We start from the raw sequence: 21,920 nt of genomic DNA, 5'->3' as shown, positions 1-21,920 counted from the left end.
TCCGGGTATCATAGGGAACGATGACGGAAGAACTGTACTCAGTTGAGCAGGTGGCCGACCGGCTCAACCTGCACGTTCGCACCGTGCGCGGCTACATCCGCTCGGGCCGGCTGCGCGCGGTGCGGATCGGCAAGCAGTATCGGATCGCCGCCAGCGATCTCGACGCCCTCACCGGGCAGGCACCGGCCGCCGTGACCGGGCCGGCGGAGGTGTCGAGCATCGTGCAGATCGACGGTGTCGACCGGGCCGCCGCCGACCGGCTCGGCACGCTCGTGCTGACCAGCGCCAACACCGCGCACGACCAGGCCAACCCGCTGCGGGTGCAGACGGTGTACGACGAGCAACGCCACCGCATGAAGATCATCATTTTGGGCGCCCCGGTCGACACCGCCGAACTGCTGCACCTGCTCGACGCCGTCCTCAACGCCGACAACGGCCTACTCGACCCGGAGGTCCACGATGCCTGACGAGATCCAGGAGCGCGCCGGCGTGCAGGTGCTGGTCTGCGACCCGGCCGGCCCGACCGTCGCCACCGAGCAGGACGCACTGGACCTGATCGGCGCGGCGTTCCTCGGCGCCCAGGTGGTCGCCGTGCCCACCAACCGACTCGACGAACGCTTCTTCTCGCTGGGCACCCGCTTCGCCGGTGACGTGATGCAGAAGTTCGTCAACTACCGGCTGCGGCTGGCCATCGTCGGCGACATCTCGGCGCAGCTCGCGGAGAGTTCCGCGTTGCGCGCCCTGGTGCACGAGTCGAACCAGGGCGGGCACATCTGGTTCGTCCCCGACCTCGACGCGCTCGACGACCGCCTCCGCGCGGCGCGATAGCCACCTCCACGCGGCGCGATCCACCTCACCCGCCGTCGACAACAGTCATCTGCACCTCGTCCGCCTCGACTGCCCGCACCCGGGCCTGCTCGGCCGCCCACCGCAGGTAGGCAAGCCACTCCTCGGCAGACCAGCCGTTGCGCCGGCCGACACCGGCCTCGGCGGGGAGCAGGCCGGCCACGACACGGTCGAGGATCAGGGGCTGCACGCCGCCCACCCCACGCCGGTAGCCGACGAAGTAGAGGACCTTCGTGAACAGGCCCGGCCCCAACCAGGGCAGGCGAGCGTGGTCGGGGTCGCCGAAGCGGCGGCACGCCGTGCGCAGCGCGTCCTCGTCGGGGGTCGGCACAGACACCTCCTCCAGCGCGTACGCGAGGCGTTTGCCGTTCGGGTCGGCGTCGAGCGACCTGGTGGCGCGCCACGGGCCGTACCCGATGGGTCCGTAGGCCCAGACCAGCACGGCGGTCAGCAGGTGGCGTGGGCTCGCGGTGCCGGACCGGTACGCCTCGGCCACCGCGAAGACATCGCGCCGCCAGATCTCGCCGGTCGCCGGAAGGCCCTCGGGCCACGCGTCTCGCGGCAGCCCGGAGCGCCACCTGTCCATGTTGACCCGGACCGGAGCCCGCTCCCCCGGTAACACCACACCGTCGGCCGCCTGCATGGTCGCCTCCCTCAGATCGCGCGCTCGCGCAACTCAGTGGTTCGGACGCTATGGAGGGGCGCTCCCACCCGCCGCCCGCCGACGGCAAATCGCGGTATCGATTGCCGGGGCACCTGCCTTCCGGGCAGCCAACAGCGACACCGCATCTCGGCAGGGTCGAAGGACGTCGCACGGTTGATCTACGGTGCTCGCGTGCTTCCCCGAAACGAGAAGATTCTCGATCAGGTCCGCGCCGAGGCGCTGCGCCGCAACATCCCAGCCGCCGATGTGGAGCGTTGGCTGGGGCTCGCCCGCCCGTCCGCGCTCCTGACCCAGCAGGGTGACGGGCCGGTCGTGGGCGTCATCCGTGGGCCGGTGCTGCTGCCAGCCGACGCCGAGGACCCCCGGTTCCCCTTGATCGCCACCATCGACTGCGCTGCCCTTCCGGCAGACGTGACCGACCTTCCGCTACCGGCCGACGGCCACCTGCTGCTGTTCGGTTGGCCCGAGGAAGACGGCTACGGCCAGGTGATGTACGTGCCGGCGGGCGTGGCCGTCGATGAGCGAGAGCAGTATCCGCCGGGCTTCTCTCCAGACGACGAGGAGTGTGCCGAGGTCTACGCGGAGATCCCGCAGGGCGATCTGCACCTCACTGTCGACATCTCCCTGCCCTACGTCAAGACGATCCCAGGGCCGCCGTGGTCTCCGCCGTTGCCGGGAGATCCTCCGTTCGAAGAGATGACCGAGGTGTGGCAGGAGGTCCTGGGCGACGTGCCGGACGGCGCCTTCTCCTACGGAGGCCACACGACGCCGCTGCTGCTGGGCGGCTACGGCACTGACTGCAACGGTTTCAACCCCGCCTGGTTGGGCGCCCACCGCTCGGGCAACTCCGGCAAGGACGGGCCACCCGACCATGGTGACTGGGTTCTGCTGGCCGAGTTTCACGGCGGCAGACAGGGCGGCGCGACCATCCACTGGGTGATACAGCGTGCCGACCTGAAGGAACGACGCTTCGACCAGGCCAGCGTCCTCGTCTACTGGAATCCGTGAGTCCGCTCGCTCCCGCGAGCGTCCACCGGGCCGACCGCCGCCAGCCAGTGGACCGAGAACGACTAGCCGCACGGTGACCGGGTACGCGCGATCCATGGGTAGCCACAAGCAGAACAAACACGACAGCGGCGGCGAGTCGGCGCGAGGTCGGCGGCATCCGGGCAGCGGCGCTCCGGGCCGCCAGGGTTCGCCCGTGGAGCACTCGCCTGACCAACGTCACCGCCGTACCGCGACCGGGTCCGCTGGCACAGAGCGCGACCTGGGTCGAGCCAAGGTCTCTGGCGATGGGCGGATCCAACGCCAGGGCGGATCGTGAGGTGACCGGTCAAGGGTGTTGCCGCCCCGTGTTCGTGGGGCGGCAACACCGGATGACTGGTTACGCCGTGGCGCAGATGGCGTACGCCGTGTCGGACCAGTTGCCGGCGAAGGCATCCTCCTCGTAGGCACCCGAGTCGACTGTCGTCGGCGCGGTGGCGACGCCGCCGTTGGGCCGGAAGTCGTCCACGATGCCCTCACCGGTGACACCGTTCAGCTCGTAGCCGGCGCCGGTCATCACCTTGCCGACCGGGCAGCCCGCGACGACGCTGCGGAAGTCGAGGGAGTTGCTGGCACCCACTGCCGACGCGCGCACCAGACCGGGCAGCGGGTTGGCGCAGATGGCGTACGCGGTCACGGACCAGGTCAGAGCGGTGGCGTCCGCCTCGTACGCGCCGGCGGTGACGGACGTCGGCGCGGTGGCGACACCACCGTTGGGGCGGAAGTCGTCGACGACGCCCTCACCGGTGACGCCGTTCAGCTCGTAACCCGTACCGGTGAGCACCTTGCCGACCGGGCAGGTGGCCGTGGCGGAGTGGAAGTCGGCCGAGTCGCTGACGCTTACCGCGGAGACCCGCACCAGGCCGGGCAGCGGGTTGGCGCAGATCGCGTACGCCGTCACCGACCAGTTGCCGGCGAACGCCTCCGTCTCGTAGGCGCCCACGGTGACGGACGTCGGCGCGGCGGCGACACCGCCGTTGGGGCGCAGGTCGTCGACGACGCCCTCACCGGTGACGCCGTTCAGCTCGTAACCCGTACCGGTGAGCACCTTGCCGACCGGGCAGGTGGCCGTGGCGCTGTGGAAGTCGGCCGAGTTGCTGACGCTTGTCGCGGCGATCCGGACCAGGCCGGGGACCGCGGCGGACGCCGGGCTCGCCGGGACGAGCACCGCCCCGGCCGCGAGGAGACCGAGCACGAGTACGAGCGCTCGGGCTTGTGTGGTGGTGCGCATAGTGTTTCTCCCGTCTGAGGCCCGGGGCGGGCGTGACGACGCCGACGCCGAGGCCGTTCGTGATGACGGGTTCACGGTAGGTAATTGGCCCACCAGGCGTTATCTTCAAATTGACTACGTCGCGTAACGGACCATCAGGTCTGACGACCTGCCGAGACGCCCAGAGATCCGCCCTGATGGATGTTACCGAAAGCGATGCCGCGAAAGCGGAAGGTGATCATTTGTTACCTTTGGGTAGGTCCGGGGGGAAGCTGCGAATAAATACCGCGTTCGCCCGAAAGTTGCGGTAGCTTGACTTTCGCGTTTACCGCGCATCCCTCACTCGGACGTGCCACCCCCGAACGTCCGCGTCCACTTTCACCACTTCGTGGAAGGTCCAACGGCGGACATGGGCGACGGTCCCGTTGACGAGTTCGAACGGTACATACAGGATGCGACGGTTTCGGTCGCGTTGCGGGAGTGGGCGGCCGGGCGTGATGCCACCGTCCGCCCGCCGTGCCATGCCACCCGACGCCGTGGGCGCAGCGGCGCGGAGCTGATCCCGGTCATCGTCCAACGACGCGATGGCCGCGACGCCGAGCAGTTGTACGTCAAGGTGCTGCCGGCCGGGCAGGCGATCGAGGAAGCCGCCCGGCACGCGGCGGCCGTCGCCGTCGACGCCGGGTTCGCCGAGCGCCACCTGGTCGGCCAGCCGTACCCGCGATACCCGGTCGGTGACGGCCGGTACCTGATGTTCCAGGACATCGCGCACGGCGCGGAGCTTGTCGTTCCGCTCGCCAAGGTGAGCGACGACCAGCTCAAGGACGCCTACCGCACGCTGCTCGACGCGGTGTGGAACGGGTGGCACCGCGCGGGGCGGCGGAGCAGTCGGACCAGCGTCGTCGAGTTCGTGCGTCGGGAGCTTGCCGACGCCGGAGCCACCTCCGAGGTGTACACGGCGGCGGACGCGCTCGGCCTGCGCGACCTGGACGCCGACTGGCTGCTCGACCCCGCCACCAACACGGTGGTCCCCAACCCGCTCCGGTTCGGCGACGGCAGCTCACTGTTCCACGGCGATCCGCTCGACCAGCTCTGCGGCGTGTCCCACGGGGATCTGCACGGGGGCAATGCTCTCTTCCCGTCCTCCGGTGCGTGGTCGGTGCACCTCAAGAGGTTCTGTCTGGTGGACACCGACCGGTTCGCCGTCGACGCGCCGCTCACCCGGGACCTGGTCAGCCTGCTGTTGGACGCCGTCCACGCCGAGCTGGCGGCCGGCACCCGCAGCGTGCAGGCCGACGCGCTGCGTACCCTGCTTGTCGATCCGCGTGAACGCCCGTCGGACCGGCTGCCCGCGCTGCCCGCCAAGGTGATCAAGGCCAGCTACGCGGTCGGGTTGGCGGTCGCCAAGGACGGCAACTGGGGTGTGAACTGGCGGGCGCAGTACCTGCTCTCCCTGCTGAGTCAGGCGCTGATCTGCTGTACCTACGAGGACGCCGGCCGCGCCGGTCGGGCCTGGTACTTCCGGTTGGCCGCCCACGCGGCGCTCGCCTACCAGCGGGAGTTCCGCCCCGATGTCGTCCCACCTGCCGCGGCCGGCCTGCCCACCGTGCCGGTCGTCGGCGCGGACCCGCAGCCCACGTTCCCGGGCAACGACCGGCCGGCCCGGTTCGACGCGGTGGGCGCGCAGCCGAGCCAGCAGAACCGGGGCGCCCCACTGGACCGGGCTCACCTCGACCAGGCGCGGCGTCCGTCCACCCCGGAGGCGCCGACCTGGCGGTGGCCGACGGTGGCGATCCCGCAGCGCCAGGTGCCCGGTGGCTGGCACGGCAACGCGCCCGTCGGCGGCCGGCCGGGCGCGGCGACGGGCACGGCGGCCAGCGCCAGCGCGTCGGGGCGGCCTCCGGTCCGGGACGGGAACCGACGTACGAACCGGTCGGTCCCCCGGCACATCGTGGCCGCCCGGACGAACGCCATTCCGCGACCCCGCCGCCCCACGGCAGCGAACCTCCCGGTGCCGCCGCCGGCCTCCGGCCGGATCAGCCGGCTGCCACCCCGGCTGCGGGCCGTCCTGGTGATCCTGCTCGGCGGCGGGGTGACGCTGACGTCGCTGGCGGCGGTCGGCGCAGGCACGCTCAGGGGGCGCGGGGACGCCCGGGTCGCGCCGACGAGCGAGGCGCCGCCGGGTGCGGTGCCGTCGCCTGACAACATCCCGGTGTACGCCGGCAGGGCGCAACGCCTCGCCGACCTCGCGCTGGCCGTCGCAGGGATCGCCCCGAGCCCCGCCGACGGGGCGTACACCCTGTCCTGTCTGCGGGTCTGGGCCCCGGCGGACCTGGCGCCCGGGGTCAAGCGGGACAGCTACCGGGACGAACACCTGTGGTGGACTCCCGCGCTGTCCGGTCGCCGGGTCGTCACGACGACCACCAAGGGTCGCCGCTCCGGCGTGCCCGCTACGTTCCGCTACGGGCGGGGCGACCTGTCCGAGGTGCCGCCGGTGCCGTCAGTGGACCCGTCGGAACTGCGCCGCCAACTCGCCGCGCAACTGAACGAGCTACCACCGGAGCTGCGCACCGCCGCCGGGATGGTAAACGTGGTCAGCCGGCTCTTCCGCTACCACCTGCTGACCCCGGGGCAGATCTCGGCGCTGCTGTTCGAGTTGGCGGCAACACCTGGCATTCAGGAAAGGGGCGCGTACCCGGACTGGGGCGACCGACCCGGGTTGGCCTTCAGCGCCGACGCCGAGGACCGCCGGGAGACCGTGCAGTTCGACCCGCACACCGGCGAGTTGCTCAGTCACGAGACGACCACGGTGACCGACAACCAGACCCTCGACTACGTGCTGTTCCTGCGTAAGGAGCGGACCGACCGGACCACCGGGCCCGGCTGCGCCTGACGTCACCCGCAGCGACGCTGCACGTAGTTCGGCCAGTTGCGGTAGGGGGACGCGTCGCTGCGAACCCGGTTTCCGGCACCGACGTCGAAGAGTCGGGTGTCGTAGTAGTAGAACCCGACCGACCCGCTCGTGAGGTTGTAGTGCGCCGACTCGACACGGAACTGCCAGTACCAGGTGGCGAGGCTCTGCCGCCCGCAGTCGGAGAGCCGACCCCGGGGATAGCCGTAGTTGGGCCACTCGTAGAAGCAGTACCAGCCTGACGGACAGTCGGCGACGGCGAGCGTCCCGATCGGCCGCCGCAGGGTCACGACGAACGCCCCACCGTCGTAACTGATCTCGTTGTCGTTGATCGCCTTACCGCCCGGGTGGGTAGCCAGATAATCGGCCGTTTCCTGACTTCCGGCGGGGGCAGCAGCAGCCGGACCGGGCGTCGGAGAAACGATCAAAAGCCAACAGATTACGGCCGCGAGCGTTGCGACAACGGGACGTGGAATGACCATTCGACACCTCGCGATGGATGGGCCGCCCGCTCAGCGTATTGAGGAAACTTGATTGATCGCCAGGTCGAACAGGTGCAGAATCCTGACAATGCGCTATTGGGGCACCGCCGCGCATACCCGCCGTCAACAAGTGAGACACCGCATTGATATCCATGCATTGCGGCTACCATTCGCTCATGTCTGCCCGCCGATTGACCGCCGCCGTCGCCCTCGCCGCGCTGGCGAGCCTGCTCGCCGTCGACGTCGCCCGCGCCGACGGCCCGGCGATCAGCACCCCCGGCAGCCCCACGGTGGTGGTCAACCAACCACACCAGCTCACCCTCAGTTGGGCGCCCTCCACCTGGGTCGGTGATCCGGCGGCCGAGCACTTGATCAACTACGAGGTGCAGGTTCCGCTGGGCCCGAACACGTACCGCTGGCTCGGCACGTCGATCGACACCACGATCACGCTCACCGACCTGGCACCCGGCACGACGTACCGGATCGCGGTTGCCGCCCGCGCGCTCGGCGGCTACTCCGACCCCTCGCCCGTCACCACCGTGCGCACCGCCAACGGCCGCGCGACGGTCAGCTACCTCAACCTCGACTGGTCCCCGACCAACAACCAGATCCAGCACGCCCTGAAGGTCACCAACACCGGCACCGGGCCGCTCGACCTGAGCACCGTGCGGGTGCGCTACCACCTGCGCTTCGAGGGCGCCAACACCTCGCTGGTGCCCACTTGCGACTGGGCCGCCCTGGGCTGTGACCGGATCCGGCAGACCGTGCAGTTCTTCATCCCACCGGGCGGGCCACCGGGCGGGATGACGACGCCAACGCCGCCGGGTTACCCGATCCCGGGAACACCGGTCCCCGGCTGGGTCGAGCTGACCTTCACCGACGGCACGCTGGAGCCGGGTGAGTCGACCGGGCCGATCCTGCTACGGCATCACCGGCACAGTTGGAGCGACATCGACGAGCGCGACGACCCGAGCTGGCTCGCCGCCACAGGCCAGTGGACCGAGAACTCCCGGATCACGCTTGACGTCGACGGCGTACGCGAGTTCGGCGACACCTCCGCCTGACCCCGCTCCGGACGACCGGCGCGAGCGGAGTCCAGCCGGCAATGTCCTGACGCCCGTGATGCCTGTGAGTCATCTTGATGACTCACAGGCATCACCCTCTTCCGGGGACCGCGTCCGACCGTCGCTGAGCCGTTCGGTCACGTCAGTCGGCAGTTGACGCCTTCGAGCGCAACCTCACACCGTGGCTCGTGACGGACGCGTCCGCCACCGGGTCAGGTTCTGAAAGTGCGTTGACCGCTCAATTCGTATCCACTGGACCGCATGCCGTGCGACTCGGCAGACTGCGATCATGACGGAACGCCCGGTGCTGTATCTGGTCGTCTGCGCCGCAGGTCCGGCCGAAAACATCGACGAGCTGGTGGACCTGCTGATCGCCGACGGATGGCGGGTGTGCATGATCGTCAGCCCGACCGCCGCGCCGTGGCTCGACCGGGCGGCTCTGCAAGACAAGACCGGCTATCTCGTACGCGTCGAATGGCGGATGCCCGGCGACCCCGAGCCGCACCCACCAGCCGACGTGGTGGTGGCCGCGCCGGTCACGTTCAACACGATGACGAAGTGGGCGTTGGGCATCAACGACACCTTGGCACTCGGCGTACTCAACGAGTCGCTGGGTGCGGGCCTACCGATCTTTGCCTTCCCGCACGTCAAGGCCGAACTGGCTGCGCATCCGTCGTACGAAGGTCACGTGGCGGTGCTGCGCGCTGCCGGCATTGTCGTTGCCGACGGGAAGCCGCTGAACCCAGCGCACGGGCCGGAACGTTGGGGTGGTGTCATCGAGGCGCTGAAGTCGTCTCGACGATCTTGAGGGCGTTCCACCCGCCGATGTCGATGTCGATGTCGATGGCATCATCGCCGCGAATGTCAGGCCCAACTGGTACTAAGAATTACCAGAGGGGAAGGCACACACATGATCATCGCCGCGCACGGCAACCTGATGACCGCTGATGCCGAGGCTCTAGTCAACGCTGTCAACACCGTGGGCGTAATGGGCAAGGGGATCGCCCTCCAGTTCAAGCGCGCCTACCCAGCGAACTACGCCGCCTACCGGACAGCATGCGCCGCCAAAGAGATCAAACTTGGACAGATGTTCCTATTTGATTCGGCTCGCCCAGGACCAGGCCGCTACGTGATCAACTTTCCGACGAAGGGCCACTGGCGTACCAGCTCGAAGGTCGCAGATGTGCAGGCCGGTCTCCTTGACCTCGTCCGCGTTGTACGCGCACACGGAATCTCCTCGGTAGCAGTGCCGGCGCTGGGCTGCGGTAACGGCGGTCTCGACTGGGACGAGATCCGACCATTGATAGAACGGGCCTTCGCTGCCCTCCCGGATGTACGGGTGCTGGTGTTCCCACCGGGAAGTGCGAGCGACAGCTCCCACAGCGTGGCGAACGGCAGTACAACTACCGAGAGAGTTACGTGACCTAATGACGGATCTTGAGCGGGGCGTCTATGAGCACCTGGCCGACCGGGACCTGGGCGCGCCGCCCTACCTGTACGCCGGCACCATGACGTACGACTCGCACACCGGGGAGCGGCCCATGCGCATCCTGTGGCAGCTCCACCATGCCCTGCCCGCCGATGTGTACGCGACCGCCCGGGCGATCGCCGCTTGAGCCTTCCACGGCACACCCGTGGAGAGCCGCTGAACCAGGAGCGCCGAACGCGCCCTGCCCGATGAAGCATCGAGCCGGGCGCGTCGAGTTGGCGCTATGCGACGAAGCGTGCCCGGCGTCGGCGTCCGATCACGTAGACCGCGCCGCCGAGGAGCAGCAGCGCACCGCCAATGCCGACCATGGTCGCGGTTTGGGCACCGGTCACCGGCAGCCCGCCACCGTCGCCGCCGGCCGCGGTGGTGGAGGAGGCAGGGGTCGGTACGGCGGTCGGCGTGGCGCTCGGCGTCGTGGTGGGCTGAGACGTCGGGGTCGCCGTCGGCTGAGACGCGCAGTCCAGCGCACGTGCGGCGTACAGGCCGTCGTTCAGGTAAGCCAGGTAGGCCTCGACGGCTTCCTCGTCGAGGACCTTCTGCGCGGCTGCCTTCACGTTGGCACCAGCGCCCGTCATCGTCTGGCCCACCACGATCCGCAGATCCGTCACCCAGCGTTCCTGCAAATCCGGAGCGCCGTGTCCGTCCTGACCGACGAGCGTCTTGAGGTAATCGCGGAGCTCCTCCGGGGTGCCCCCCCGCACCCGCTGCTGAAGGACGACCGGCATAACGGACAGCTTCTCTTCGATTGCTTCGTCCAGGAGAACGACGACCAACGAGCGCATCTGTGGATCCGTGGCGGTGTCCAGGTCGATGGTGACAAGCTCGCGGAAATCCTTGTACACCTTGCGCTCGACCGTCTGGCAGGCCGCGTTCAGCCCGGGCGACTGGGCTTGAGCCACCGCCGGTGCCGCCGGAATCAAGAAGGCCAGTGCCACCAGGGCACCGGCCGGAATCTTCCATCGCATGTGCGTCTTCCTCCCCGTGTAGATCAAAACATGGAGATGCTACAGGTAGCGGGCAGAGAAGCAGCCGCCATCTAGAGCATCTTGTGGGGTTCGGACAGAAAGGCACTGACAGCAGCGGCGAACTGCGCTTGAGCGTCGTGATGCACAACGTGACCTGCTGGCAGCTCGACAAGATGAGCCTGGCCGGCACGACGGACGATCATCTCGCGAGCGTGAGTGGCCGCCAGTTCGTCACTACGTGTCCCGCGGATCAGCAGGGTTGGGCAGGTCACCGATGTCCAGTCCGTCCAGTGGTCACCGTTGAGCGCCTTCTGGGACGCCACCGTGTCATCAATGTCGAACGAGAAGCCCCAGCCGTCCTTCGACTGGCGGAAGGAGCATTCCAGATAGGGAGCCGCCGTACCCAGGGCCGAGGCCAGCGCATCGCGAGATGGCGCGCGGCGAGGAAGGGCGGTGGTGAACGACCAGTCGGAGTCCACGACCGCGCCGATGTCCTCGACAATCAGCGCGGTGACGCGATCCGCGTGCCGGCTCGCGTACTGGTAGGCGTTCACGCCGCCGAGTGAGTGCCCCAGCACCACCGCAGGGCCGACTTCCAGATGCCGGTGGAAGGCGGCGACGTCGGCAACATAATCGTCCCGCTCATAGCTCTCGGCACGGTCGGATGCTCCATGCCCGCGCTGATCGAGCGCGATCACCCGCCACTGCGGCGACAACGCCTCGGCCAGCGGCGTGAAGGCCGACGCCTCGTTGTAGTGCCCGTGCAGAGCCAGGAGCGGAGCACCCGAACCGCCAAAGTCCAGGTACGAGAGCCTTCGACCGCCAACCGTGAAGAACCTACGCATGACCTCAGACGTTAGATCAACGACCGGTGGCTCCGCTCCGAGCCGCAGGACCGCGACTCACCTGTCGTCGGACCGCCGTCATCTCAATAGGCGGTATACCTGTGAGTCATCAATATGACTCACGGGTATACCGCTCACAACGACAGGACCGCTCGGGCGCGACACGCCGCCCGAGCCCGACGGCCAACGCACCGCGCGCAGTGCCCGCCCCCTCTCCGACTACGGCTTCGCGCGCCTACACCGGGCCGGGCCACCGCAGGGTCGGGTCCGGCCGGAAATCCGCGCACGGACACGACGGGGCGGCGCGGCGTTCACGACCTATGGCTGGTCACGGGCTTGCGCAGGTCGGTGATGTGGTGGCTGGCGTACCGGAGCTGAGGAAGCCGAAGCTCGTCGCTGCCCCGGCGGCGAGTGAGCCGTTGTAGGAGACGTTCCGGACGGTCGCGGTGGAGCCACTGGTGCTCAGGGTGCCGCTCCAGACTTGGCTGATGCTCTGCCCGTTGTTCTGCTCCCACCTGACGGTCCATCCGTTGATGGCGGCGGTGCCGGCGGTCACTGTCACCTCACCCTGGAAGCCGCCGGACCAGGCGTTGACGGTGCGGTAGGTCGCGGTGCAGGGGGCGCCGGAGGGTGGTGGCGTGGTTGGCGTACCCGTGGTTGGCGGCGTGGACGTGGGTGGTGCCGTCGGCCCGTCCGGCGGCACCAGGGGGCAGGTGGCGTTGTACCGCGAAACGCCTGTGCTGTCCGCGAGTGGGCAGAGGAACTGGGTGTAGCGGGTGTCGTTGTCCAAGAACGTCTTGAGCCAGGGGATCAGGAGTCGCATCTCGGTGGCGTTCGGCCTGGTGAACGAGAGGTGGTCGTTGCCGGCCAGTTCCGCCCAGGCGTGTTCCACGCCGGCGGGCAGCGTGTTGTAGATGCCCTGCACGTAGGAGGGCGTGACCGTGCCGTCGTTCTGCCCGGACAGGAGCATGGTGGGGACCTGGGTGGTGGACATGTTCAGGTTGTTGCCGGGCGTACCGGGTGCGAGGCCGACCGCCGCCTTCAGGGTCGGCCGCCGGAGGGCGGCGAGGAGGGTTCCCGCCCCGCCCGCCGAGTGGCCCATCACGCCCAGCCGGTTGGCGTCGACCCGGTTGCGGATCGGGCTGGTTCGGGTGAGGTAGTCGAGTGCGGCGAGTAGCTGGGTGGCGCGGGCGTCGGCGCCGTCGGTGCGGCTGTTGGTCTCGATGCCGATCACCACGAACCCGAAGGACGCCAGCCAGGGGCCCATCCAGGCTTCCTCGTTGGCGAACAGGGCGGAGTAGCCGGGAACGATCGCTACCGCGCCCCAGGTGCCCTGGCTGGTGTCGGTCGGGTAGTAGACGTACCCGCCGTTGAAGCCGTTGCCGGCGGGCACTGTCGCCTGCGTCGTGGCGAACGGGCCGCGGGTGGCGGCGACGCTGGCCGGGGTCGGATCGGGACCCCGTTGGTACGGGCTGTCGGCGACTGCCGCGTCCCGGGTCGTTGTCGCCACCGCCAGGCCGAGGACCACCGCGAGCGCGGTCGCCAGCCATCGTGTTGGCTGCCTCATCTGCGGCTCCACTGCTGGTTGGCCTGGCCGGTGCAGGTCCAGAGGACGATCTTCGTGCCGTTGGCGGTGCCCTGGTTGTACGGGTCCAGGCAGAGGCCGGACTGCACTCCGGTGATGGTGCCGTTCGCGTTGACGTTCCACTGCTGGTTCGTCCCGCCGTGGCAGTCGTAGATGGTGACCTGGGTGCCCGCGGAGGTGCCGTTGCCGGCGGCGTCGAGGCACTTGTTGCCGTAGACGGTGAGCGTCTTGCTCGACGTGTAGGTCCACTGCTGGTTCGTGCCGCCGTGGCAGTCCCACAGCTGCACCTGGGTGCTGTTGGTGGTGGAGTAGCCGGGGACGTCGATACACCTGCCGGACCGGGTGCCCACGATCGTGGTGGTCTGTCCGCCGCCGCTGCCCGGGTTGCCGATGCTGCCCGGCACCGACTGCAACGCGCTGTACCAGCGGGCGGCCATCTTGTCGTAGCCGCCGGCGGTGGGGTGGACGCCGTCGATCAGGTCGGCGGTGGTGAGAGCGCTGTGCATGTCGACCAGGTGCACCCGCTTGCCGGCGTTCACCTTGCTCTGGACGATGCCGGGGATCGCCGCGTTGAAGGTGCGGTTGGCCGCCTCCTGGCCGCTGTTGGAGAGCGGGATGAGCTGCGCCACGAACACCTCGGCGGTGGGCACGGTGGTGGTGATCTTGTCGATCAGGGTGGAGAGCCGGTTGGGCGCGGTGCTCACGTTGTAGTTCTGCAGGATGTCGTTGGTGCCGATGTGCAGCAGGACGGTCTGCGGTCGTTGGGTGTTCAGCCAGCCGACGATGTTCGCGTCGATCTGGTCGATACGCCAGCCGGGATGCCCCTGGTGGTCGTGGTCGCCCAGGCTGGCCGGCCCGTTGAACTGCGATCCGACGAAGTCCACCGTGTACCGGGCGGTGGCGAGACGCTGCCAGAGCCCGATGCGGTACCCGCCCGGCACCTGGGTGCCCTCGGTGATGGAGTCGCCGAGCGGCATCACCCGTACCCCGCCGTTGGATTCCGCGTTGGCCGGACCGGTGGGTGTCACCACTCCGGCGATGACGACACCGAGCGCGGCGAGCGTCGCGAGCCATCGTGCCCTCGTTCGCATAGCTTTCTCCCCTGGGGTTGGTCGAGCTGACCCAGGGCATGGCCGGCCGGTCGGGCCACCAGGGGCAGCCGGCGGGCGCCGATCGTCACATCGGCATGGCGTCACTGCCTCAGCACTGGGACGAGTGTGAGCGTTAACAGAGAAGAGTGTAGATTCCTCGGATTGATCTGGTCTACCTCTCCCGCGCCCCTCGACCGATCCGGGCGTTAGGTTACGAGGATGGAGCAGCGGATCAGTCTGATCACTCTCGGCGTCTCGGACCTGGCGCGCGCCAAAGCCTTCTACGAGCACCTCGGCTGGCCGGGCCAGGAGGTCGAGGAGACCGTCTTCTTCCAGGCCGGCGGCCTGGCCCTGGTGCTGTGGAGCCGGGACAAGCTGGCCGCCGACGCGGGCGTACCCAACCCGGACACCGGCGGCTTCGGCGGAATGACCCTGGCCCAGAACGTCCGCTCACGGGCGGAGGTCGACGAGGTGATGGCCACCGCGGGCAAGGCCGGCGCCGAGGTGACCCAGCCGGCGCGGGAGACGTTCTACGGCGGCTACGCCGGCTACTTCGCCGACCCGGACGGGCACGTCTGGGAGATCGCCTGGAACCCCGGCTTCACGCTCGGCCCGGACGGCTCCCTCACCCTCCCCGACTTCGGCACCACGACCTGACCCAACCGCAGCCGCGGAGGCCGAGCCGCAGTCCCGGGACGGCAACGGCCCGAGATCACGGCCCGGTCGACGGGCAGAGCAGTCGGTCCACGAGCGGCAGCAGGAGGTCCAGGCACGCCGTCAACAGCGCGGGATCGGGCGTCGCGGTTGGCGAGGGCGACGGTGCGGCCGGACGGGCCGCCGTGGGCGGATCGGCAGGCGTCGGAGTGGGCGCCGGCGTCGCGCTTGCCGACGGGACGGGAGCGCCGGACAGCGCCGGCGCGCTTGACGGTACCGGCTCGCTGTTCGGAACCGGCTCGACGACCGGAACCGGAGCAGCCGCCACAACGGCGGACGGGACCGGCGCGGCGAGCTGCGGCGGACCGGCCGCCGGAGGTCGTGCCGGCTCGGCCGGACGGGCGGGCATGCTCGGGCTCGGCGGTGCGACAAGAACGAAGGGTGCCCGCAGCGAGCCGATCACAGCGGTGTTCCGCACGGTCGGCTCGACCGTCGCGATGGTCGCCGCTTCCGCCCGTCGCAGGGGGTCGGCCTGCTGTGGTCCCACGGCGCCGGGGCCCAGCGTCGCGAAGACCACTGTCGCGACGGCGGCAGCGCCCAGCGCCCGGCGGTCGGGGCGTACCGCCGTCAGCGGTGCGTCGTCGGGTTCCACCGGCAGAGGAGGCGCGGGCCGGGCGTCCCGGTGCGCGGCCAGCAGCGCGTCCACCTGCGCGGTGACGGCGGCACGATCGTCGGCAACCGCGAGGGTCAGATAGAAGCGGAAGTTCACCACGGCGGTGGCCGGGACCAGCAGCCCGGAGAGTCGACAGTGGTCGGGCAGCAGGGTGACCGGCACGTCGGGGTGGTGCGCGGGGCCGACCAGGTCCGCGTACCGCCACTCGCGCCGGTGCTCGCGGCCGGAGAAGGCCACGCGGCGGCTTGTCACGACGGCCATCCCGGTGTCGAGCACCCGCAGGCCCGCTGGCAGCGCTTCGTGAACGGTGTCGGCGAAGTCGCAGGGACCCGGGGTGGGCAGGCCGGGGGCGTGCCGCGCCTCGGCCTCCACGAGGGTGGCGACGGGGAGGACGCGGAAGACGAGTTCGTCGTGGTCGAGGTCAACGGGCAGGCCGGTGCGGGGCTGCGTACACCCGAGGAAGCCGGCGGCTTCGATGCGGAGCCGGGCCAGGTGGGCGTCGCGGCGCAGCCAGGCGTCGGTGGCGGCGCGGTACGCGCGCTGCCGGCGCTCGTTCTCGCGCTCGGCCCAGGCGATCCGCCAGGGGGCGCAGGCCAGAGAGGTCACGGTCACACGCGGTACAACCGCTCACGTACGTGACAGGGAACGCGACCACGATCGATGCATCCCGTTGCGCCCGAAAGGAGAGAATTGACGGACAGATCAGGCGGGGGCGGGCTGGAAGAGTTCGACGGGGTTGCCGGCCGGGTCGTCCAGGACGATCTGCTGGCCGCCCGGACCGGTGACGACGTCGCTGCGGAAGTCGACCCCGGCGTCCCGCAGCCGGGCGACCTCCGCGCCGATGTCGGCGACGATCAGGTGGACGCGGTTCCAGCCGCCGGGGTGTGGACGGCGTCCGTCGGGCATGGACCGGCCCGCGGAGCTGGCCGGGCCGGACAGCAGCAGCCGCAGGTTGCCGCGCCGGACGTCGGCGAACGCGGGCAGGAACGTGGTGATCGAGGTGAACCCGAGGTGGGTGGTGTAGAAGTCGATCGCGGCGGCGACGTCATCAACGAGGTAGCGCACGCTGACGGTGTCATCGATGGGGCTGGTCATGATGCCTTCTCTCGGAAGCGGAGAGCGTGTGCAGCAGGAAACTGATGCGGTGGGCGAGGTCGTCGGCGACCCGCTCGAAGGCGGGCAACCCGTCGGGGTCGGCGGCCGGGTCCGGGATGCTCCAGTGCACGAGCCGGGGATGGTCGAGGAACTCGGGGCAGACTTCCTTGACCCGGTCGCACAAGGTGATCACTACGTCGAACCGCTGACCGGTGAACTCGTCCAGGTGTTTGGGCAGCGCCTTGGTCAGGTCGATGCCGCGTGCCGCCATGGTGCTTGTCGCGTGCGGATGGACCGGCTTGGGTCGGCTTCCGGCGCTGTAGGCCGCCACGGCACCGGCGGTGCGTTGCCGCAGCAGCGCTTCGGCCATCTGGGAACGTGAACTGTTGCCCGTGCACAGGAACAGCACTCGCCCGGTCACCGCGGTGGCCGGCGTGGGCGCAGTGAGCCGGAGCCCGGGGTGCAGGGCCGCGCCGGTGCCGGACAGCAGGTCGCGGCAGTGGGCCAGGGCGAGCGAGTAGTAGGTGTCGCGGCCGTCGCGCTGCTGCGCCGCGCGGTCACCAACTCGGCAGTGCGCAGTTTGCCGAGGTGATACGAGACGAGGCTCTGAGGTTGGCCGAGGAGCGCCGTCAGCTCGTGCACGGCGAGGTCACTGTGGGCCAGCTCGCTGATCAGCCGCCACCGCACCGGGTGCCCGACGGCGGTCACGAACCCGGGCGGCGCGATGCCGGCTGCCTCATGCATCACAGCCGCAGATTACATCAAACTGATTTGATGCAATAGGGATAGCCGGGCGTGGGCAGGTCGGTGACGTGCCGGGCGCATTCGGTTCGCCGCCGCCCGGTGATCCGGGCGGCGGCGCGACGAGGGTCAGCCCGGCTGGCCGGACTCGGGAGCCTCGTAGACCCGGCGGATGTCCACCTCCACGTCACCGAACGTCTCGGTGAAGACGTCGACGAACCGTCGCCCCCACTCCACGGCCTCCTCGTGGGAGCGCACGTCCACAAGCGCGAACCCGGCGATCAGTTCCTTGGTCTCGGTGAACGGCCCGTCGGTGACGGTGGTCGTGCCGCCGCTCACGGTGATCCGGGTGGCGTCCGTGACGGTCGGGCAGAGCCCCTCGGCGGCGACCAGGATCCCGGCCTGCGCGACCTCCTTCATGAAACCTTCCATCCGGGCCACGAACTCCGGGCTCGGGTTGAACACTCCTGGCAGGTTCTCGTCGAGCTTGTGCATCATCATGTAGCGCATCGGTGCAGTCCTCTCGTGATCGTTGAGTACGGGTCAGCGGATGAACGGTCGCGTGCAGAGCGCGGTGAGCCAGCCGAAGGTGACGACGCAGGCGAGCGCCATCCGGACGCTCAGGCTGCCCTGGTCGGGCCAGGCCAGGATCGCGACGACGGCCAGGGCACTGCCCAGCGAGAAGGCGGCCCAACCGCGCTGCCCGGCCCGCCACCAGGTGCGGGCGAAGACCAGGCAGGCGATGGGCAGCGAGCCGAAGGCCAGTCCCGCGCCGACACCGTGACCGATGGCGTGCCAGCTCAGCGTGTCGGGCGCGCCCTGCGGTGCACCGGTCGGCCAGCCCATGCTGGGGTCGGAGACCAGTACCCCGCCGATGACCAGACCGAGGCCGTGCACGGCGACCAACGCCGGCCCCCACGTTCCACCCGGCTCACCCCGCAGCGTCCGGCGCAGCCCGACCGCGCCGGCCACTGCCAGCAGCCCGGTCAGCACGAAGTTGGCGATCTGGATCCACCCCAGGTCGCCCAGGGCCAGCAGGCTGAGCGGCTGCCGGCTCAGGTCGAACCCGTCGCGGGTGAGCACCTGGGCGGCGGCCACCACCAGGAACAGCGGGCCGGCGGCGGCTCCGCCGGCCAACAGCGCCCTGGTCGTCGTACGCCGGGAGTCGACGCCCGCCACCGCGGACCCCGCGCTCGTCACGTTCGCCGTCGTCGTCATGTCGCTCTCCTTGTCTCTGCCGGCCGGTCCCGCGTGCCGGTGCGAGCCGGCTTTCGCTGACGCGTCGAGCGGCCGGGGCGGGATACGACATGACAGTCCAAGAATTTTTCAGCGGGTTGGCGTGGTCCCACGGGCGCAGTCGGCCGCACGGGCGCGCAGCAGCGCGCGTTCGCGTTCGTTGCCGGTCAGATCGGCGGCCCGTTCGAACTCGGCGCGCGCCTCGTCGTGGCGGCCCAGTTTGGCCAGCAGGTCACCGAGCACGCTGGGCAGCAGGTGGTAGCCAGCCAGCGCCGGCTCGTCGGCGAGCGCCTGGGCCAGTTCCAGACCGGCGGCCGGGCCGTGCGCGAAGGAGACCGCGACGGCCCGGTTCAGCTGCACGACCGGCGAGGGTACGACCCGGGCCAGCTCCGCGTACCCGGCGGCGATGCGCGCCCAGTCGGTCTCCTGGGGGGTGAGCGCCCGCGCATGGCAGGCCGCGATCTCCGCCTGGAGGGTGTACGGGCCGGGCGGGCCGTTCGCCGCTCTCGCCCGACCCAGGGCGGTGAGGCCGCGGCGGATCAGCAGCCGGTCCCAGCGCCCCCGGTCCTGTTCGAGTAGCAGAATCGGCTCACCGTCGGCGTCGACCCGGGCGGCGGTACGCGACGCCTGGATCTCCAGCAGCGCGGCCAGCCCGTGCACCTCCGGCTCCTCGGGCATCAGCTCCTGCACGAGGCGGGCCAGTCGCAGCGCGTCCGCGCAGAGCGCCGGGCGCATCCAGTCGTCGCCGGCCGTCGCGGAGTAGCCCTCGTTGAAGATCAGGTAGATGACCTCCAGCACGGAGGCGAGCCGTTCGCCGCGCTCGGCCACGCCGGGCACCTCGAACGGCACCTTCGCCTCGGCGAGCGTCTTCTTGGCCCGGGTGATGCGCTGCGCGACGGTGGTCTCCGACACCAGGAACGCCCGAGCGATCTCCTCGGTCTTGAGCCCGCCCAGCACCCGCAGGGTCAGCGCCGCCCGCGACTGCGGTGAGAGCAGCGGGTGACAGGCGGTGAACACCAGCCGCAGCAGGTCGTCGTCGATGCGTTCCTCGAACGCGGCATCGAAGTCGGGGGTGAACTGCTCGTCGTCGAGGTCGCGCCCGAGGTCGGCCACCCGGCGTTCCAGCAGGCTCCGCCGGCGCAGCGCGTCGATCGCCCGTCGTTTGCCGACGGTGGTCAGCCACGCGCCCGGGTTGGCCGGTACGCCGTCGCGCGGCCACTGCTCCAGCGCGGCGACCAGGGCGTCCTGGGCCAACTCCTCAGCCCAGCCGACGTCGCGTACCAGCCCGGCCAGGGCGGCGACGACCCGCCCGGATTCGATGCGCCACACCGCCTCCACCGTGCGGTGGACCTGCTCGACCCCCATGACCGCACATCAGAGCACTGCGACACGAGCTCCACAAGGACCGCGCCCGGTGGACCTTTCAGCCGGCGCGGCGCGGGTGGTGGACCGACCTGGGGTCCTCGGCGGGGAACCTCGACCGGGTCCGCGGCGGGTACGCCCCGAGGTGCTCGGCCCACTGTTCGGCGGCGGCGGCGAGGGCGTCCGCGGAGACGGTGAGGATCAACGGGTAGATCGCGCCGGACGGGCGGCGCATCCACGGCGGCAGCGACTCGGCGGAGAACTCCACGATCAGCTCCAGCCGGCGGCGACGGAGCACCCGGGAGCGCAGGGCCAGGTTGGGTTCGGTGAAACTGACGATCGCCGGTGGCGCGTTCGATTCGAGCGCCGAGGTGGCCTGCCCGCGCAGCCAGCCGCCGAACGCGCGGGCCTCCTCGACCATCAGGCTCGGGTAGTGGTGCGACCAGGTCTGGCCGTCTGCGGTGCGGGCGTCCACCTCGATGAGCAGCCAGTCGTGCCACCCGGGTGCGGCCCGGTCGGGGTCGTCGGGCGGGTCGATGCCAGGCTGGTAGCCGACGGGGCGTATCCGCACCCGCGCGCCATCGTCAGACCTGATCTCCACTCGGCAATTGTGGCCGATCGAAGCAGACGTTAATGACCAAATCGGTCATTTCGTGATCGTTCGCCGTACGCCGCGGTGCTCGCCGCAGACGTTGGCCCTGCCGCCGGCCAGGCTCACCGAACCGTCGCGACACTGCACGAGGTAACCCCGTCCGGCCCAGAACTGTGGCACGCAGTCGAACCAGTCGCACACCTCGGCGGCGGGCCGACGGATCCGGGTGCCGCCGCAGAAGCCGTACCCCAGCGGGTTCTCCGGCGCCCCGCAGAGCGTGTCGCCGGTCGTGCTGGGCGCCGGGCGTGGCGACCTCGTCGGCTTCGCCGGTGGTGGGGTGACGCGGGTGAGGGCCGGGGCCGCCGGGCGGACCAGCACGGGCTGGCCGCTGGGGGTGGCGGCGGCGGCGACCTCCGGGCCACCGGTCGGGTCGGACGGATCCGACTCGATGAGCGCCGCCGGCACCAGCAACGCCAGGGCGGCGGCCACCGCGATGGTCCGGCGACCACCGGGGACGAACGCCGTGAGCCGGGCCTGCCCCGGGGTGGCCGCAGCCGGCCGGAACGGCTTGAGCTGGGCGTGTTCGGCGATCAGCTCGTCGAGCTGGGCGAGCACCGCGGCGCGCTGTTCGATCGCGTCGGCGAAGGCCAGGGTCAGCTTGAACCGGAAGTCCGGCGCCGCGTCGGTGGGCAGCAGCAACCCGGCGGTCGGCCGCCGGTCGAGCACCTGGATCAGCGTGACCGGCGACGCGGGGTCGTGGACCAGACCGGTCATCCGGCCGTACGCCCACTCGCGCCGGCCGCGTCCGCCGAGCAGCACCAGGCGGCGGCTGGTGATCACGGCCATGCCGGCGTCGGTCACGCGTACGCCGTCCGGGCGGCGCGGGCGCAGCGGCCCGGCCGGCACGGCGACCGTGAGATCCGGGGCGGGCAGCACCGGAGTGTGCCGCACCTCGACCAGTTGCGCGGCGGGCAGCACCCAGAGCACCACCTCGTCGGCGGCCAACTCCAGGGGCAGGCCGTCGCCGGCGGCGGCGGAGCCCTGGAAGTCGGCGGCGAGGGCGCGTAGTCGCCGCAACTCGTCGTCGCGTCGCCGCCAGGCCGTCTCGGCGCCCCGGTACGTGCTGACCCGCCGCACGTTCTGCCGGTGCGCCCACCGGTACCGCCAGGTCGAACCCGTCGAATCAGTCTTTGCCACGCCGACTCCTTCGCCGCGTAGGCCACCAAATCTGGGTGTCTCCTCGTTCAACAGGCGCGGCGTGGCACCCGGAAACGCCGGAACGGGCAAAATGTCCGATCGGCGGATGAAACCGCACGATTAGCCGATACTGCCGCGCCGACGGTTCTCCTGTGCGCGTGTCGTGCGGGGCGG

General features: G+C 70.3%; 25 protein-coding genes. 9 read left to right on the top strand and 16 right to left on the bottom strand.

The window, feature by feature from the left end; all coding sequences use genetic code 11:
- Positions 1-20: 20 nt before the first annotated feature.
- Both AB0F61_RS02635 and AB0F61_RS02630 read left to right on the top strand, forming a co-directional pair.
- Positions 21-467: a helix-turn-helix domain-containing protein gene (locus AB0F61_RS02635; protein ID WP_357802584.1), complete on the top strand. Its 447-nt coding sequence runs from the start codon at positions 21-23 to the stop codon at positions 465-467.
- A complete protein-coding gene (locus AB0F61_RS02630; protein WP_357802583.1) occupies positions 460-828 on the top strand; it encodes a DUF4180 domain-containing protein in 369 nt (122 codons plus the stop codon). The genes AB0F61_RS02635 and AB0F61_RS02630 overlap by 8 nt, the downstream gene beginning before the upstream one ends.
- Before the next feature lie 25 nt (positions 829-853).
- Here the strand turns inward: AB0F61_RS02630 and AB0F61_RS02625 are convergent, their stop codons facing one another.
- On the bottom strand, positions 854-1,489 hold the full coding sequence (locus AB0F61_RS02625) for a hypothetical protein (protein ID WP_357802581.1): 636 nt from the start codon (positions 1,487-1,489) through the stop codon (positions 854-856).
- Between the two features lie 192 nt (positions 1,490-1,681).
- Between AB0F61_RS02625 and AB0F61_RS02620 the strand changes: the two genes are divergently transcribed.
- The gene (locus tag AB0F61_RS02620; RefSeq protein WP_357802580.1) at positions 1,682-2,518 is read left to right on the top strand and encodes a hypothetical protein; all 837 of its coding nucleotides are present in this window, start codon (positions 1,682-1,684) and stop codon (positions 2,516-2,518) included.
- Positions 2,519-2,894: 376 nt separating this feature from the next.
- On the opposite strand, the gene AB0F61_RS02615 is transcribed toward AB0F61_RS02620, so the two are convergent.
- Positions 2,895-3,785 (bottom strand): hypothetical protein, encoded by an 891-nt coding sequence (locus tag AB0F61_RS02615; RefSeq protein ID WP_357802579.1) that lies wholly within the window; start codon positions 3,783-3,785, stop codon positions 2,895-2,897.
- Between the two features lie 388 nt (positions 3,786-4,173).
- Here AB0F61_RS02615 and AB0F61_RS02610 point away from each other — a divergent pair, with 388 nt between their 5' ends.
- Complete coding sequence (locus AB0F61_RS02610) at positions 4,174-6,657, top strand: hypothetical protein (protein WP_357802577.1); 2,484 nt, start codon at positions 4,174-4,176, stop codon at positions 6,655-6,657.
- A gap of 2 nt (positions 6,658-6,659) precedes the next feature.
- Here AB0F61_RS02610 and AB0F61_RS02605 read toward each other — a convergent pair whose 3' ends face one another.
- Positions 6,660-7,103, bottom strand: a complete 444-nt coding sequence (locus tag AB0F61_RS02605; RefSeq protein ID WP_357802575.1) for a peptidase inhibitor family I36 protein — start codon at positions 7,101-7,103, stop codon at positions 6,660-6,662.
- Positions 7,104-7,333: 230 nt separating this feature from the next.
- On the opposite strand from AB0F61_RS02605, the gene AB0F61_RS02600 reads away from it, so the two are divergent.
- From AB0F61_RS02600 to AB0F61_RS02585, 4 genes are all read left to right on the top strand, one after another.
- On the top strand, positions 7,334-8,221 hold the full coding sequence (locus tag AB0F61_RS02600) for a cellulose binding domain-containing protein (protein ID WP_357802573.1): 888 nt from the start codon (positions 7,334-7,336) through the stop codon (positions 8,219-8,221).
- 289 nt (positions 8,222-8,510) lie between these two features.
- A complete protein-coding gene (locus AB0F61_RS02595; RefSeq protein WP_357802571.1) occupies positions 8,511-9,029 on the top strand; it encodes a flavoprotein in 519 nt (172 codons plus the stop codon).
- A gap of 102 nt (positions 9,030-9,131) precedes the next feature.
- The gene (locus AB0F61_RS02590) at positions 9,132-9,644 is read left to right on the top strand and encodes a macro domain-containing protein (RefSeq protein WP_357802569.1); all 513 of its coding nucleotides are present in this window, start codon (positions 9,132-9,134) and stop codon (positions 9,642-9,644) included.
- A gap of 4 nt (positions 9,645-9,648) precedes the next feature.
- Positions 9,649-9,837: a hypothetical protein gene (locus tag AB0F61_RS02585; RefSeq protein ID WP_357802568.1), complete on the top strand. Its 189-nt coding sequence runs from the start codon at positions 9,649-9,651 to the stop codon at positions 9,835-9,837.
- Between the two features lie 94 nt (positions 9,838-9,931).
- Here the strand turns inward: AB0F61_RS02585 and AB0F61_RS02580 are convergent, their stop codons facing one another.
- The 4 genes from AB0F61_RS02580 to AB0F61_RS02565 all read right to left on the bottom strand — a co-directional run bounded on the left by AB0F61_RS02580 (position 9,932) and on the right by AB0F61_RS02565 (position 14,196).
- Positions 9,932-10,675: an LPXTG cell wall anchor domain-containing protein gene (locus AB0F61_RS02580; RefSeq protein ID WP_357802567.1), complete on the bottom strand. Its 744-nt coding sequence runs from the start codon at positions 10,673-10,675 to the stop codon at positions 9,932-9,934.
- Positions 10,676-10,746: 71 nt separating this feature from the next.
- Entirely contained in the window at positions 10,747-11,520 is a 774-nt protein-coding gene (locus AB0F61_RS02575; RefSeq protein WP_357802565.1) for an alpha/beta hydrolase, read from the bottom strand.
- Positions 11,521-11,848: 328 nt separating this feature from the next.
- A complete protein-coding gene (locus tag AB0F61_RS02570; RefSeq protein ID WP_357802564.1) occupies positions 11,849-13,087 on the bottom strand; it encodes a cellulose binding domain-containing protein in 1,239 nt (412 codons plus the stop codon).
- Positions 13,084-14,196 carry a ricin-type beta-trefoil lectin domain protein gene (locus tag AB0F61_RS02565; protein WP_357802562.1) on the bottom strand — a complete coding sequence of 371 codons (1,113 nt, stop codon included), beginning with the start codon at positions 14,194-14,196 and terminating at the stop codon, positions 13,084-13,086. The genes AB0F61_RS02570 and AB0F61_RS02565 overlap by 4 nt, the downstream gene beginning before the upstream one ends.
- A 219-nt stretch (positions 14,197-14,415) precedes the next feature.
- On the opposite strand from AB0F61_RS02565, the gene AB0F61_RS02560 reads away from it, so the two are divergent.
- Entirely contained in the window at positions 14,416-14,853 is a 438-nt protein-coding gene (locus AB0F61_RS02560; protein ID WP_357802560.1) for a VOC family protein, read from the top strand.
- Between the two features lie 55 nt (positions 14,854-14,908).
- On the opposite strand, the gene AB0F61_RS02555 is transcribed toward AB0F61_RS02560, so the two are convergent.
- The 9 genes from AB0F61_RS02555 to AB0F61_RS02515 form a co-directional block, all read right to left on the bottom strand.
- Positions 14,909-16,135 carry a hypothetical protein gene (locus AB0F61_RS02555; RefSeq protein ID WP_357802559.1) on the bottom strand — a complete coding sequence of 409 codons (1,227 nt, stop codon included), beginning with the start codon at positions 16,133-16,135 and terminating at the stop codon, positions 14,909-14,911.
- A 90-nt stretch (positions 16,136-16,225) separates the two neighbouring features.
- Positions 16,226-16,618, bottom strand: a complete 393-nt coding sequence (locus AB0F61_RS02550; protein ID WP_357802557.1) for a VOC family protein — start codon at positions 16,616-16,618, stop codon at positions 16,226-16,228.
- The gene (locus AB0F61_RS02545) at positions 16,599-16,988 is read right to left on the bottom strand and encodes an arsenate reductase ArsC (protein ID WP_357802555.1); all 390 of its coding nucleotides are present in this window, start codon (positions 16,986-16,988) and stop codon (positions 16,599-16,601) included. The genes AB0F61_RS02550 and AB0F61_RS02545 overlap by 20 nt, the downstream gene beginning before the upstream one ends.
- 47 nt (positions 16,989-17,035) lie before the next feature.
- Positions 17,036-17,362: a metalloregulator ArsR/SmtB family transcription factor gene (locus tag AB0F61_RS02540; protein ID WP_357802743.1), complete on the bottom strand. Its 327-nt coding sequence runs from the start codon at positions 17,360-17,362 to the stop codon at positions 17,036-17,038.
- Positions 17,363-17,488: 126 nt separating this feature from the next.
- On the bottom strand, positions 17,489-17,869 hold the full coding sequence (locus AB0F61_RS02535) for a YciI family protein (protein ID WP_357802554.1): 381 nt from the start codon (positions 17,867-17,869) through the stop codon (positions 17,489-17,491).
- Positions 17,870-17,902: 33 nt separating this feature from the next.
- A complete protein-coding gene (locus AB0F61_RS02530; protein ID WP_357802552.1) occupies positions 17,903-18,577 on the bottom strand; it encodes a DUF998 domain-containing protein in 675 nt (224 codons plus the stop codon).
- Positions 18,578-18,685: 108 nt separating this feature from the next.
- Entirely contained in the window at positions 18,686-19,960 is a 1,275-nt protein-coding gene (locus AB0F61_RS02525) for an RNA polymerase sigma factor (RefSeq protein WP_357802550.1), read from the bottom strand.
- A gap of 58 nt (positions 19,961-20,018) precedes the next feature.
- Positions 20,019-20,558, bottom strand: a complete 540-nt coding sequence (locus AB0F61_RS02520; protein ID WP_357802549.1) for a hypothetical protein — start codon at positions 20,556-20,558, stop codon at positions 20,019-20,021.
- Positions 20,559-20,603: 45 nt separating this feature from the next.
- Positions 20,604-21,746: a hypothetical protein gene (locus tag AB0F61_RS02515; RefSeq protein WP_357802547.1), complete on the bottom strand. Its 1,143-nt coding sequence runs from the start codon at positions 21,744-21,746 to the stop codon at positions 20,604-20,606.
- Positions 21,747-21,920 lie beyond the last annotated feature (174 nt).

It is taken from the genome of Micromonospora sp. NPDC023888 (assembly GCF_040639415.1).
Classification (GTDB): Bacteria; Actinomycetota; Actinomycetes; order Mycobacteriales; family Micromonosporaceae; genus Micromonospora.
Note: the sequence above shows the minus strand (reverse complement) of the source record. Positions and strands in the feature narration are given on the sequence as shown.